General features: G+C 76.6%; 14 protein-coding genes. 4 read left to right on the top strand and 10 right to left on the bottom strand.

All coding sequences use genetic code 11. From position 1 onward, the window contains the following. Positions 1–59: 59 nt before the first annotated feature. From WIS52_RS24835 to WIS52_RS24815, 5 genes are read right to left on the bottom strand one after another with little or no spacing between them, the layout of a single operon-like run. Positions 60–1553 (bottom strand): sodium:solute symporter, encoded by a 1494-nt coding sequence (locus tag WIS52_RS24835; RefSeq protein WP_349300775.1) that lies wholly within the window; start codon positions 1551–1553, stop codon positions 60–62. A gap of 31 nt (positions 1554–1584) precedes the next feature. After that, positions 1585–2754, bottom strand: coding sequence for an anhydro-N-acetylmuramic acid kinase (locus WIS52_RS24830; RefSeq protein ID WP_349300774.1), 1170 nt, complete (start codon positions 2752–2754; stop codon positions 1585–1587). Next, positions 2751–3677 carry an N-acetylmuramic acid 6-phosphate etherase gene (locus WIS52_RS24825; RefSeq protein WP_349300773.1) on the bottom strand — a complete coding sequence of 309 codons (927 nt, stop codon included), beginning with the start codon at positions 3675–3677 and terminating at the stop codon, positions 2751–2753. Before WIS52_RS24825 ends, WIS52_RS24830 begins: the two co-directional genes overlap by 4 nt. Further along, positions 3674–4648, bottom strand: coding sequence for a BadF/BadG/BcrA/BcrD ATPase family protein (locus WIS52_RS24820; protein WP_349300772.1), 975 nt, complete (start codon positions 4646–4648; stop codon positions 3674–3676). Before WIS52_RS24820 ends, WIS52_RS24825 begins: the two co-directional genes overlap by 4 nt. Next, a complete protein-coding gene (locus WIS52_RS24815) occupies positions 4645–5364 on the bottom strand; it encodes a GntR family transcriptional regulator (RefSeq protein ID WP_349300771.1) in 720 nt (239 codons plus the stop codon). Before WIS52_RS24815 ends, WIS52_RS24820 begins: the two co-directional genes overlap by 4 nt. 92 nt (positions 5365–5456) lie before the next feature. Here WIS52_RS24815 and WIS52_RS24810 point away from each other — a divergent pair, with 92 nt between their 5' ends. After that, positions 5457–6470, top strand: coding sequence for an SIS domain-containing protein (locus WIS52_RS24810; RefSeq protein WP_349300857.1), 1014 nt, complete (start codon positions 5457–5459; stop codon positions 6468–6470). Next, positions 6467–7648, top strand: coding sequence for an N-acetylglucosamine-6-phosphate deacetylase (locus tag WIS52_RS24805; RefSeq protein ID WP_349300770.1), 1182 nt, complete (start codon positions 6467–6469; stop codon positions 7646–7648). The genes WIS52_RS24810 and WIS52_RS24805 overlap by 4 nt, the downstream gene beginning before the upstream one ends. A 67-nt stretch (positions 7649–7715) precedes the next feature. Here WIS52_RS24805 and WIS52_RS24800 read toward each other — a convergent pair whose 3' ends face one another. Continuing rightward, positions 7716–8177 carry a MarR family winged helix-turn-helix transcriptional regulator gene (locus WIS52_RS24800; RefSeq protein ID WP_349300769.1) on the bottom strand — a complete coding sequence of 154 codons (462 nt, stop codon included), beginning with the start codon at positions 8175–8177 and terminating at the stop codon, positions 7716–7718. Positions 8178–8252: 75 nt separating this feature from the next. On the opposite strand from WIS52_RS24800, the gene WIS52_RS24795 reads away from it, so the two are divergent. Continuing rightward, on the top strand, positions 8253–8933 hold the full coding sequence (locus WIS52_RS24795; RefSeq protein WP_349300768.1) for a DUF4386 domain-containing protein: 681 nt from the start codon (positions 8253–8255) through the stop codon (positions 8931–8933). Further along, positions 8930–9751, top strand: coding sequence for an LLM class flavin-dependent oxidoreductase (locus WIS52_RS24790; protein WP_349300767.1), 822 nt, complete (start codon positions 8930–8932; stop codon positions 9749–9751). The genes WIS52_RS24795 and WIS52_RS24790 overlap by 4 nt, the downstream gene beginning before the upstream one ends. Before the next feature lie 4 nt (positions 9752–9755). Here WIS52_RS24790 and WIS52_RS24785 read toward each other — a convergent pair whose 3' ends face one another. The 4 genes from WIS52_RS24785 to WIS52_RS24770 form a co-directional block, all read right to left on the bottom strand. Beyond that, on the bottom strand, positions 9756–10529 hold the full coding sequence (locus WIS52_RS24785) for a maleylpyruvate isomerase N-terminal domain-containing protein (protein WP_349300766.1): 774 nt from the start codon (positions 10527–10529) through the stop codon (positions 9756–9758). Positions 10530–10572: 43 nt separating this feature from the next. Further along, the gene (locus WIS52_RS24780; RefSeq protein WP_349300765.1) at positions 10573–10758 is read right to left on the bottom strand and encodes a hypothetical protein; all 186 of its coding nucleotides are present in this window, start codon (positions 10756–10758) and stop codon (positions 10573–10575) included. A gap of 129 nt (positions 10759–10887) precedes the next feature. Continuing rightward, a complete protein-coding gene (locus tag WIS52_RS24775; RefSeq protein WP_349300764.1) occupies positions 10888–11403 on the bottom strand; it encodes a hypothetical protein in 516 nt (171 codons plus the stop codon). Then, the gene (locus WIS52_RS24770) at positions 11400–13214 is read right to left on the bottom strand and encodes a DEAD/DEAH box helicase (protein WP_349300763.1); all 1815 of its coding nucleotides are present in this window, start codon (positions 13212–13214) and stop codon (positions 11400–11402) included. Before WIS52_RS24770 ends, WIS52_RS24775 begins: the two co-directional genes overlap by 4 nt. Between the last annotated feature and the right edge of the window lie 62 nt (positions 13215–13276).

The following is a 13276-nucleotide window of genomic DNA, read 5'->3' as shown; positions in this document are numbered from 1 at the left end:
CGACCGTCACCGGTAGCGGGCGGCCGCCCCGGCTTCCTCCCCCCGTAGGAACGCGCAGCTCAGACCGGGTCGCGGACCTCGTCCTCGGCGGCCGGGAGCGGCGCCGGGCTCCGGTGCCGCAACGACAGCAGGAGGCCCAGCCCCACGGTGAGCACCAGGCCGATCGCGGTGTACCAGGTGAATCCGACGGCGTCCGGCGCGAACAGGAACAGCGAGCCCATCACGGCCACCGCGACCGCGAAGGCGACCACCGCGTCGGTCTGCCGGGCCCGCGGCACGAAGATGCCGAGCGCGAACGCCCCGAGCAGCCCGCCGTAGGTGATCCCGGCGACCGAGAGCCCCAGCTCGACGACCGGGTTCTCGGTCGAGGTGAACAGGTTGGCGAAGACGATGAAGACCAGGCCCCAGCCGATCGTCGTCGCGCGGGACAGCCGGATCCCCTGCGCCTCGGTGAGCTCGCGCCGGGACAGCTTCTGCACCAGGTCGAGCACCGTGGACGACGACAGCGCCGACAGCGAGGAGCTCAATGTGGACATCGCGGCGGCGAGGATCCCGGCGAGCACCAGTCCGGAGACACCGGGCGGCAGGCCCTCGACGACGAACCTGGGGAAGATCTCGTCGCCGGTGGCGGCGCCGAGCGCCTCCGGGGAGGCGCCCCGGTAGTAGCCCCACAGGAACAGTCCGACGACCAGGAACAGCGCGAACTGCAGCGCGACGACGAACGCGGAGAAGATCACGGCCTTCTGCCCGTCGCGGGCGGTGCGGGCCGACAGCAGCCGCTGGACGATGATCTGGTCGACGCCGTGGCTGGCCATCGACAGCAGCGCCCCGCCGAGCACCGCGGTGACGAACGCGTAGGGCGCGGTGACCGGGTTCGACGTGAAGTCCAGCAGCTGGGTCTTGCCGGCGGCCACGGCGTCGTCCCAGAAGGTCGGCGGCAGCTGCGGGCCGATCACCACGAGCGCCGCGACGCCGCCCGCGACGTAGACGCCCATCTGCATGACGTCGGTCCACACCACGGCCTTGATCCCGCCGACCCAGGTGTAGGCGACGGTGACCAGCGACAGCACCACGATGATCCAGAAGTAGGACACCTCGAAGCCCATCCCGGACAGGATCACGCTGACCGGGATGGCCGCGGCGAACATCCGGACGCCGTCGGCGAGCAGCCGGGTCAGCAGGAACGCCACCGACGCGGTGCCCTGCATGCCGCGCCCGAACCGCCGGCCCAGGTAGCCGTAGGCGGTGGTGAGCTTCCCTGCCGCGTACCGCGGGAGCAGCACGAACGCGACGACGACCCGGCCGATCAGGTACCCGAGCGCCAGCTGCAGGTAGGTCATGCTGCCCAGGTAGGCGATCGTCGGGACGCTGATCACGGTCAGCGCGGAGGTCTCGGTCGCGACGACCGAGAACGAGATGGCCCACCACGGCAGCTGCCGGCCACCGAGGAAGTAGTCCTCGTTGGACTTCTGCCGGCCGGCCATCCAGAGCCCGATGCCGAGTGAGAGCAGCAGGTAGACGACGATCACGATCAGGTCGAGCGTGCGCAACATCGGGGGCTCCCGGGGGCTCGGGGTGTGTGGGTCAGACGATCCGGAGCCGCGACGGCGGCGGTGCCGGCTCGGGCAGCCGTAGCGGCCCGGCGCCGGGGCTGATCCGCCCGGCGAGGGTGGCGACCCTCGCTCCGGTGCAGGACGGCACGGTGGCCGGGACGCCGTGCCAGGTCAGGAACCCGATCAGGGCGAACAGCAGCGCCTCCTTCCCGTCGCCGGGCAGGCCGGCGTCGGAGATCGGGCGCAGCGGCGCCGGGGCGAGCCGGCGTTCCAGCGCCGCGACGACGGCCGGGTTGCGGGCGCCGCCGCCGGAGACCAGCACCTCGCGCACCCGGTAGGGCCGCAGCGCGTCGGCGACGGTGCCGGCGGTCAGCTCGGCCAGGGTGGCGAGCAGGTCGTCGAGCCGGTGGAGGACGTCGTGCCCGGCCAGCACCCGGTGCAGGTAGCCGGGGTCGAAGAGCTCCTTGCCGGTGCTCTTCGGCGGGCGCAGCGCGTAGTACGGCTCGGCGTGCAACCGGGCGAGCGCCTGCGCGTCGACGGTGCCGCGGGCGGCGCGCAGGCCGCCGGTGTCCTGCGCGTCACCGGTGGCCGCCCGGACGGCGGCGTCGAGCAGGGCGTTCGCCGGGCCGGTGTCGAAGGCGACCGGGTCACCGGCGCCGACGACGGTGACGTTGGCGATGCCGCCCAGGTTCAGCGCGGCGACCGGGCCACCGACGCCGGCGGCGCGCTCGCCGAGCAGCAGGGTGTCGAGCACCGAGGCGAGCGGGGCGCCGTGCCCGCCGGCGGCGACGTCGCGGGCCCGCAGGTCCGACACCACCGGCAGCCCGGTGGCCTCGGCGATCCAGGCGGGCTGGCCGAGCTGCAGGGTGCCGCGGGCGCGGCCGCCCTCGACCCAGTGGAACAGCGTCTGCCCGTGGCTCGCGACCAGGTCGGCCCGACCGCCGGCGAGCTCGTCGATCCCGGCCGCCGCCGCGGCGGCGAACTCCCGGCCCAGGCCGGTGTCGATCCGCGCGACCTGCTCGAGGGTGACCGCGGCCGGTGGGAGCGCGCCGAGGACGTCCGCGCGCAGGTCCGCGGAGAACGGGACCTCGCGCCGGCCGAGCGGGTCCAGGACGACGGTCTCGCCGTCGAGGGTGAGCTCGGCGGCGGCGACGTCGATGGCGTCGACCGAGGTGCCCGAGGACAGTCCGACGACGATCACGACGCACCGCCGGTGGGGGTGCCGCCGACCGCGTCGCGGATCCGGCCCCGGGCGCCGGCCAGCAGGTCCGCGGCGGTGCCGGCGTCGACCCCGGCGAGCAGGGCGACGATCGCGGTCTTGGCGTGCCCGCCGGCGTCGTCGAGGGCGGCACGAACGTCCTCGGGTGCGGACCCGGTCGCCTCGGTGACGATCCGCTCGGCCCGCGCGCGCAGCTTCACGTTGGTCGCGGCGACGTCGACCATCAGGTTCCGGTAGGTCTTGCCCAGCCGCACCATCACCGCCGTCGACAGTGCTGTGAGCAGCATCTTCTGGCTGGTCCCGGCCTTCATCCGGGTCGACCCGGCGACGATCTCCGGACCGGTGTCGAGGGTGATCACGACGTCGGCGAGCCCGGCGATCTCGGAGCCGCGGTTGTTCGCGACGGCCGCCGTCGCCGCCCCGGCCTCGCGGGCGGCGACGAGCAGCGCGCGCACCCAGGGCGTACGCCCGGAGGCGCTGATCCCGATCACCACGTCGTCCGGGCCGGGCCCGAGCGCGGCGAGGTCGGCGCGGGCGGCGTCGGTGTCGTCCTCGGCGCCCTCGACCGCGCCGGTCACCGCCTCCGGCCCGCCCGCCAGCAGGGCGACCACACCCTCCTCGCCGACCCCGTAGGTCGGGGCGAGCTCGGTGGCGTCGAGGACGGCGAGCCGGCCCGCCGTGCCCGCACCGCCGTAGATCATCCGCCCGCCCCGGGCCAGTCGCTCGACGGCGAGGTCGGCGACGGCGGCGATCCGGTCGGTCTCGGCCCGGACCGCCGCCACGACGGCCGCGTCCTCGGAGGTGATCAGATCGACCACCGCGCGGGTGGACCACTGGTCCAGGTCGGTCAGGTCGTCCCGGGAGCGCTCGGTCGCCAGCGCGGCGAGGCGGTCGGCGCGGTTCACCGGGCACCGGCCGGGCTCGGGACGGTCAGGGCGTGATGGGGCACGTGCGGGTCCTCCAGGAGCAGGCGGGCGCCGTCGAGGGCGTCGCCGAGGGGGCGGGTGCGGGTCAGGGAGCGGGCGGCGAGCTCGGCGTCGAGCGGGCCGGTGAGGACCGGTCCGGCGTCGAGGAGCCCGCCGCCGCAGGCCACCGGGCGGGACGGTCCCGGGCCGGCAGGGTCCGAGGCGGCACGGTCCGGCGCGGCGCCTTCCACGGCGGCGTCGGCGGCCGCCGCGGTGCCGGCCAGGTCGGCCGCCGCGCGGGCGACGATCGCCCGGGCCACGTCGTCGCCGGACCCGGCCGCGGCCAGCACGTCCCGGGCGAACGCCGCGACCTCACGGGCCGGGTTGTCCGCCCCGTGCACCCGCGCGGGCAGCCGGTCGGGCTCGCCGAAGCGGGCGCGCAGCAGCGCGAGCAGCGCCGGGGAGCCGCCGGACCGGCCGTCGTGCGCGCGCAGCGCCGCGGCCAGCCCGGCGCGGCCGAGCGCGAAGCCGCCGCCGTCGTCGCCGAGCAGGTGGCCCCAGCCGTCGACCCGCGCAGAGCGGCCGGCCGCGTCGATCCCGAGTGCCACCACACCGGTGCCGGCCGCGAGGACGACACCGGGTGCCCCGCCGAGGGCGCCCGCGTGCCAGGTGGTCATGTCGCTGGTCAGCAGCACGCGCAGGTCCGGGACGAACCGCTCGCGCAGGCCCGCGGCGATGTCCGCGGCGCGGTCGGGGGCCGAGGCGAGCCCGGCCAGGCCGGCGGCGACGGCGTCCGGCACCGGCCAGCCCCGGGTGACGCCGTGGATCGCGGCGAGCGCCCGCTGCGCGCCGTCGCGGTCGGCCACCCCGCAGGCGCCCGGCCACTCCCCCGACGCGACCGGCGCGCCGCCGTCGGTGAGCCGGGCGCGGCAGCCGGTCTTGCCGACGTCGAGCACGAGCAGCCGGGTCACCGCACGACCTCCGCGACCGGCGCCGGCACCGGCGCGATCTCGGTCTCGATGCGGTAGCGGTCACCGCGGTAGACGGCCCGGACGAACTCCAGGACCCGGCCGCCGTCGTCGCGGGTGGTGCGTTCGAACAGCAGCGCCGGGCTGTGCAGCGGAACGCCGAGCAGCGCGGACTCCGCCGTGTCGGTGACGGTCGGCTCGATCGACTGGCGCCCGCCGGCGACCGCGTGCCCGTGCCGGGCCAGCAGTTCGTAGTACGACGACGCGGCCAGCGTGTCCCCGTCCAGCCCGGGGACGAGCGCGGCGGGGGTGTGCAGCGTCTCGAGCGCCATCGGCTGCCCGTCGGCCAGCCGCAGTCGCAGCGCCCGCACCACCTCGGCCTCAGGCGAGACCTCGAGCCGGCGGCCCAGCCGCGGGCCGGCCGGGCCGGTCTCGAACTCGACGGTCCGGGTCGCCGGGACCAGGCCGCGCGCCCGCATGTCCTGGGAGAAGGACGTGGCGGTGAGCGACTGGCCGATCCGGGGTCCGACGGCGAAGACCCCGGCGCCCTGCCGGCGGCGCAGCCGGCCGGCCGCGACCAGCTCGTCGACCGCGCGGCGCAGGGTGGTGCGGCTGACCCCGACCTCCCGGGCGAGCTCCCGCTCGGGCGGGAGCGGCTCCCCCGCCGCCATGGCGTCCACCCGCTCACGCAGCTCGTCGTGCAGCCGCCGGTACTTCATCGCGCCTCCCGAAGTTGGACCAGTGGTACAGTTCTGCGCGGCGAAACGCAAGATCGGGGAGGAGCCTCGTGACCGACAACCCTGGTGCCGCGATGGCCGCCGAGACCGCCGAACAGCCCGACGCGTGGCGGCGCCTGCTCGCCGGCACCGGGCCGGACGGCGCGTCCGGTGTGGATCGTGCCGCGGCACTCGTCCGGGAGCGCTCGCCGCGGTTCGTGCTGCTCGCCGCCCGGGGCAGCAGCGACCACGCGGCGCTGTACGCCAAGTACCTGGTCGAGATCCGGCTCGGGCTGCCCGCCGGCCTGGTGTCACCGTCCACGCTGACCGCCTACGGCGCCCGGCCGGACCTGCGCGACGTGCTGCTGATCGCGGTCAGCCAGTCCGGTGGCTCGCCGGACCTGCTGCACTGCGTGCGGACGGCACGCGAGCAGGGCGCGCTCACCGTCGCCGTCACCAACGACGCCGGCTCCGCGCCGGCCGCGGCGGCGTCGGCGCACGTCGACCTGCTCGCCGGGCCGGAACGGGCGGTGGCCGCGACCAAGAGCTACACCGCCCAGCTGCTGGCGCTGTACCTGCTGCTCGAGAGGGTCCGGGGTGGGACGGGCGCGGCCACCCGCGCACTGCCCGACCTCGCCGACGCCGTGCTCGCCCGCGACGACGAGGTCCGGCACCTGTCCGCGCGCTACCGGTTCGCCGAGCGGCTGCTCACCACCGGGCGCGGCTACTCCTACCCGACCGCGCGGGAGGCCGCGCTCAAGCTGATGGAGACCGCCTACGTCTCGGCACAGGCGTTCTCCGGGGCGGACCTGCTGCACGGGCCGCTGGCGCTGGTCGACCCGCTGGTGCCGGTGCTCGCCGTCGTCTCCCCCGGCGCCGGCGGCGACGCCATGGCGCCGGTGCTGGAGTCGCTGACCGCCCGCAACGCGGACGTGCTGCGGATCGGCGGTGACGGGCCCGGGTTCGGGCTCCCCGCGGCGCCGGCCGAGGAGCTGGCCCCGTTGCTGGAGATCCTTCCGCTGCAGATGCTGGCCCGGCACGTCGCGGTCGCCCGGGGCGGGGATCCGGACGCGCCGCGCGGGCTGCGCAAGGTCACGGAGACGCTGTGAGCCGGCCGATGCCCGGGAACGAGCGCGGCGGGCCCGCCGGCGGAGAGCTGATGGACGGCGAGCTGATCGGCGCCGGGGTACTCGTCGCCGGCCGCGGAGCACCGGTGGAGCCCGGCTGGGTGCTGCTGGACGGCGGGCGGGTCACCGCGACCGGCACCGGCGCACCGCCGCGGACACCGGACCGGTGGGCCGAGGTCGTCGTACCCGGGTTCGTCGACCTGCACTGCCACGGCGGCGGCGGCGCCGCGTTCGGCGACGACCCGGACCAGGCCGCGGCGGTCGCCGCCTTCCACGCCGCGCACGGGACCACGACGCTCGTCGCGTCCCTGGTCACCCTCGCCCCGGAGGCGCTGGCCCGGTCGGTGCGCGCACTCACCCCGCTGGTCGCCGACGGCATCCTGGCCGGGGTGCACCTGGAGGGTCCCTGGCTGGCCGCCGACCGCTGCGGTGCGCACGACCCGGCGCTGCTGCGCGCCCCGGACCCGGCCGAGCTCGCGCCGCTGCTCGGCACCGGCGCGATCGCGATGGTCACGGTCGCCCCCGAACTGCCCGGTGCCCTGGACCTGCTGACGGAGATCGCCGGGGCCGGGGCGCTGGCCGCGGTCGGGCACACCACCGCCGGGGTGGACCTGACCCGCCGCGCCCTCGACGCCGGGGCGCGGGTGGGCACCCACCTGTTCAACGCGATGGGCGGCCTGCACCACCGCGACCCGGGCCCGGCCGCGGCGCTGCTCGCCGATCCGCGGGCGACCGTCGAGCTGATCACCGACCGGGTACACGTGCACCCGGCGCTGTGGGAGGTCGTCGCGCGGGCGGCGCCGGGACGGGTCGCCGCGGTCACCGACGCGATGTCCGCGGCCGGGATGCCGGACGGCGGCTACCGGCTCGGCGGCCTGGACGTCGACGTGGCGGACGGGGTCGCCCGGCTCGGCGACGGCACCATCGCCGGCTCCACCGCCACCGCCGACGTGCTGTTCCGGAACCTGGTCGCGGAGTCGCCGCTGCCCCGCGCCGAGGCTCTCGCGCGGGCCGCCGAGTGGACCTCGACCACCCCGGCCCGCCTGCTCGGCCGGGACGACCTGGGGCACCTGCACCCGGGAGCGCGCGCGGACCTGGTCCTGCTGGATGCACAGCTGCAGGTCACGGACGTGCTCCGCCGCGGGGGCCCTGCGTCGTGATCCTTCTCCGTGGAACCGCGGTGCCGGTCGGCTCGCATCCGGGTTCCACAGAGAAGGATCATGAGGGTCAGAGGCGCCGGTAGCCCGGGTGCACCCCGGGCGTGAGGCCCTGGTCGTCGGCGACCCGGCTGAGCAGCTCCCGCAGGGTCGCGCGCTCGTCCGGGTCCAGGGCGCCCAGCAGGTCCTGCTCGTGCTCCCCCGCCACCCCGCCGATCCGGTCGAGCATCTCCTTCCCGGCAGGTGTCACGTGGAGCGCGTGCAACCGGCGGTCGTCGGGGTTGCGGCGGCGCTCCACCAGCCCGCGCCCGGCGAGCCCGTCGACCAGTGCCACCAGCCGGCTGGCCGGCGTCCCCAGGTGCCGGGCGAGGGACTGCTGGGACCGTCCGGGTTCGGCCGCGACCGCGCGCAGCAGCCCGGTCTGCGGCGGGGTCAGGTCGAGCTCGGAGATCCGCTCGGCGAACCGCGACGCGGCGTGCGCCCCGATCTGGGCCAGCAGGAACGCCGAGCCGATGCGCGGAGCCGTGGTCACGAGCCGGACCGTATCCCTTGACAAACCGTGTACACAAGAAATCATTACTTCTTGTAACGACACGGGAGGCAGCCCATGTCCACCGCCACGCCCACCACGCCCGCCGACGTCCGCGGCGGTCCACCACTCGCCGTGCCGGCCGCCGCCGTCGCGGTCCTGACCGTCGCCGCGGCGATCGCCGGTATCGGCGGCCCGCGACCGGGCTCCACACCGGCGGAGAGCCTCGCCTACTCGGCCACGCATCCGGTGGTGATCGGCATCGGGGCCGCGCTGCTGCTCGGGACGGGGTTCCCGCTGGTCGTCTACGCCGCGACCGCGGTCCGCCGGTTCGAGCGGCTCGGCGTCGCCGCGCCCGGCCCGCTGATGGGCCTGGCCGGGGCGGTGCTCGCGGCGGCCGCGCTGTCGGTGAGCGCGCTCGCGTCCTGGACCGCCGCGCAGACCGCCGGCCTCGGCGACGCCGCTCTCACCCGGACACTGGCCTGGCTCTGGTTCGGCGCGGGCGGGGTCGGGTACGCCGCACCCATGGGCCTGCTCGTCCTCGGGATCTCGGTTCCCGCCCTGGTCACGGCGCTGGTCCCGCGCTGGCTCGCGGTCACCGGCGTCGTCGTCGGCGTGCTCGCGCTGCTGAGCACGTTCGCCCTGGCGACCGACGTGCTCTACCCGCTGATCCCCCTCGGCCGGTTCGGCGGCGCCGTCATGCTGTTGGCGTTCGCCGTGGCCCTGCCGGTCACCCGGAACGCGGGAGCGACCCGGTGAGCGCGCCGTTCCGGTTCGGGGTGACCGCTGCCGCGAGGGGACCGGCCGACGAGTGGGTCACCCGCGTCCGCCGGGTCGCCGACCTCGGGTACTCGACGCTGCTGGTCCCCGACAACCTGCACATGATCGCGCCGCTGCCCGCGCTCGCGGTCGCCGCGACCGCCGAGCCGCGGCTGCGGGTGTGCCCGTTCGTGCTGGCCGGTCCATTGCGGACCCCGCGGACGACCGCGTGGGAGGCGCACAGCCTGGCCGTGCTGACCGGCGGCCGGTTCGAGCTCGGCATCGGCACCGGACGTCCGGATGCCCGCGGCGAGGCCGAGCGGCTCGGGATGCCGTGGGGCACCGGTGCGCAGCGCCTCGCCGGGGTGCGCGCGGCCGTCGCGGCACTGCGCGAGCTCGACGGCGACGGCCCGGCCACCCGGGTCGTGATGGCCGCCGGCGGGCCGAAGGCGCTGGCCGCGGCGGCCGGGATCGCCGACACCGTGTTCCTCGCCGCGCCCCCGGGCACCCCGCGGGCCGAGCTGGACCGGATGTCCGGCGAGCTGCGTGCCCGCGCCGCGGGACGCGACGTCGAGACCGGGATGAGCCTGTTCGCGGTCGGCGACGACATCCCGGAGGAGATGCTCCGCTGGGCCGGCCCCGGCGCGGCGGAGGCGCTGCGTGCCCCGGACAACCCGTCCCGGCTCACCGGGTCGACCTCGGAGATGGCCGACGAGCTCCGCCGGCGTCGCGACGAGCTGGGGATCAGCTACCTCGCGGTGAACGAGTACACCGCCACCGCGCTCGCCCCGGTCGTCGCGCAGCTCTCCGGGACATGAGAGGTCAGTAGCCGCTCAGCAGCGTCCGGACCCGGACCAGGTCCTCGGGGGCGGCCCGGCTGTGCCAGCGCGACGGGTCACCGGGCCGGCGGCCCCACAGCAGCAGCGCCCGCGTCGCCGGGTCGCTCTCGACGGTCGCCTCGCCGGCCGGCGGCACCAGCTCGATGGTGGCGCCGGACGCGGTGGCGGTGAGCAGGACGTCGTCGGTGCCGGGCGCACGCAGCCGTCCCTCGACCCGGTCCTCCGGGCCGAGCCCGAGCGAGGCGGTGCCCCGCGCGAGCAGCGGCACGCCGACCTCGCGGACGCTGTGCGCGGTCATCCAGGGTGTGCCCAGGGACCGGAGCGAGACGGCGTCGTCGCCGGTCATGTCCCAGCGGTGCAGCACCATCTCCTCGCGCATGTGCTCGACGAAGAAGTCCGGGTGCACGATCCGCCCGGTCCAGGCGATCTCGGCGCCGGCGGGCAGCTCCGCGACGGCGGTCGCGGAGAGCTGGACGAGCTCCTCGCACCGGGCGCGGAAGGCCGACCACAGCCGTGGCCCGTCGAGCTCGCGGTAGACGGCCTCACGTTCCTCGAACGCGCGGGTGGCCACCGGCTCGCCCGCCAGGTGGGCGCCGAGCACCCGGACGAACTCGGCGGCGTTGCCGGTGTTGTGCACCAGGATGTCGCGCACGGTCCAGCCCTCGCACCAGGTCCCGGAGTCCGGGCGGCGGGCCTGCACGGCCCGGGCGAACCCCTCCCACTCCGGGAGCGCGGCGTGGACCCGGTCGGACACCATGCGCCGGATGTGCCCCGGCCGGTGCGCGATGAAACGTCGCGCTCTACCACCACTCGGTGTCGAGCCGGGACTCGATGGCGCGCAGGTGCCGGCGGGCACACGGTGGACAGAACCGGCGGTCCCGGCCGGCGTCGTCGCGCTCGGTCACCCATCCCGCGACTGCCGCCGCCCCGGCCCCGTCCGGGCCGTCCGCGCCACAGAGCCGGCAGGTGGTCGGTTCGACGCTCACGTCCGCGATGGTGCCGCGAACGCGCCCGTTCACTGTCGACCCACCGGCCCGTCCAGGGGCACCTGTGCGCTGGTCGACCATCGCTGCGGAACGCTGGTGTCCACGTGTCGGAAGACGACAGCCGGACGATCAGCCGGGCGGCAGACTCCAGAACGTCTCCGGGTCCAGATCGGTGATCGGGATCCGGTCCCGGTCGACGGCGGTGCGCGCGGGCTCCGCGCCGCGCAGCGCCAGGGCGAGGGACGGGGTCTCGTCGGCCCGCCGCGCGGTCTCCATGAGCACCGCCAGGACGTGCCGGCAGCGCCCGTCGCGGGCCCGGCAGTCGCACTCGGTGGCGAGGTCGCCGGCGCCCGGGGCGACCGGGGTGCCCTCGCCAGCGAGTGTCTCGACCAGCTCGTCGGGCAGCTCCGGGTCGGCGATGCGGGGCGGCCGGGACCAGACCGGGAAGTGGAGCTCGACCCGGTGGTCTCCCCCGTCGTCGACGACGGCGGTGATCCGGCCGGGCCCGGTCGTCATTTCGCGCACCCGGTCCCGGCGGGCCAGCGACCGGGCCCGGGGCAGCTGGGGGTCGGGGCGGGTCACCGACACCGGCTCGGCCAGCCGCAGCCACACCCGTCCCCACGCGGTCGTGCCGAAGTCGCTCACCGGGCACCCTCCAGCGCGGCGCGCAGCTCGTCGTCGCCGAGCCGGGCCAGCGCGCCGACCGACCCGGACTCGGTCTCGCCGAGCGCGGCGCCGGCCAGGTCGCGCTTGCCGCGGTGCAGTTCGGCGATCAGCTCCTCGACGGTGCCGCGGGTGGTGAAGGTGTGCACGGTGACCGCGCGGGTCTGCCCGATCCGGTGCGCCCGGTCCGAGGCCTGGGCCTCCACCGCCGGGTTCCACCAGCGGTCCAGGTGCAGGACGTGGGTCGCCCGGGTCAGCGTCAGCCCGGTCCCGGCGGCCCGCAGGCTCAGCACCAGGACGGGCGGGCCGTCCCCGGAGCCGGGACCGCTGCCCGAGAACTGCTCGACGAGCCGTTCCCGGGCCGGCCGGGTCAGCCCGCCGTGCAGGAACGGGATCTCGGTCCCGAGCAGCCCGGCCAGGTGCCCGGCGAGCAGCTCACCCGCCGTGCGGTACTGGGTGAACACCAGCGCGGCCTCGCCGTTGTCGACGATCTCGGTGACCAGCTCGGTCAGCCGGTCGAACACCGCCGAACGGCCCGCCACGGCGCGGGCGTCGTCGCCGACGGTGACCAGGGACGGGTGCACGCACAGCTGCTTGAGCCGGGTCAGCAGCGCCAGCACCCGGCCGCGCCGGTCGATGCCCGTCCCGAGCCCGCCGCGGAAGGCGCCGTCGAGGGCGGTGGTGTAGCGGCGGTGCTGCTCGGACGTCGGGTCGAGCTCGTGGGTCACCTCGATGCGCGGCGGCAGCTCGGCGGCGACTTCGGCCTTGCGCCGGCGCAGCAGGTGCGGCCCGACCAGTGCGTGCAGCCGGTCGGCCGCCGCGCCGGGGTCGGCCGCGGTCGCGAACCGGCGGCGGAACCGGGCGCGCGACCCGAGGACCTCCGGGGTGGTGACGGCGAGCAGCGACCACAGGTCGTCGAGCCGGTTCTCCACCGGGGTGCCGGTGAGGGCGATCCGGCCGCGGGCCCGCAACGCGCGGGCCCGGCGGGCGGTCGCGGTCGCGGGGTTGCGGACGTGCTGGGCCTCGTCGAGGACGGCGACGTCCCACTCGGCGGCGGTGAGCGCGTCGTCGCGGGCGAGCATCCCGTAGGTGGCGACGACGACCCCGTCCGGCGGGGCGGTCGCGCCCCGCCGGTGCTCGACCACCGCGACGCCGGGGGCGAACCGGTCGAGCTCGCGGCGCCAGGTCGCGACCACCGACGACGGGCACACGACGAGATGCGGTCCCGGCCGGTCGGCGAGCACCGCGATCGCCTGGACCGTCTTGCCCAGCCCCATCTCGTCGGCGAGCACCGCGCCACCGGCGGTGTCGAGGCGCTCGTCGAGCCAGCGGGCGCCGGACCGCTGGTAGGGCCGTAGCCGGGACCGGACGGCGTGCTCGTGGTCGTCGTGCCGGGCCGCGCGGGCGGCGGCGCGGACCGCGCTCGCGGCGGACCAGATCGTCGTGCCGTCGCCGCCGAGACCGGCGTGCCCGGCCACCGGGAGCACGGGCGCCGGGTCGGCGCCACGCAGGATCTCCGGCGCGAGCGCCCGCCAGGCCCGCACCGAGTCACCCCAGCCGGACCGGTCCTCGTGCGCGTCCAGCGCGGTGAGGGTCGGGCCGGCCGGGCTGAGCGCGGCCGTGAGCGGGTCGCTGACGATCCGGCCGGCGTCGGGCCTCGCGATCCGCACCGGCTCCGGGGTCGCCGCGAGCCCCAGCTCGGCGGCCGCGGCCTGCGGGTCCGGCCCGCCCCACCACGCGAACGTCTCGCGCTCCACGAGGAAGCTCAGCTGGGTGCACCCGATGCGGCTCACGATCACTTGGTAGCAGCGCGCGGGGCCGTCACGCACACCGGATCGGTGGTACCGCCGTCCGG

The sequence above is a fragment of the Pseudonocardia nematodicida genome (assembly GCF_040105385.1).
Lineage (GTDB): Bacteria > Actinomycetota > Actinomycetes > Mycobacteriales > Pseudonocardiaceae > Pseudonocardia > Pseudonocardia nematodicida.
The sequence above is the reverse complement of the archived record's forward strand: the minus strand, read 5'-3'. Positions and strand labels throughout refer to the sequence as shown.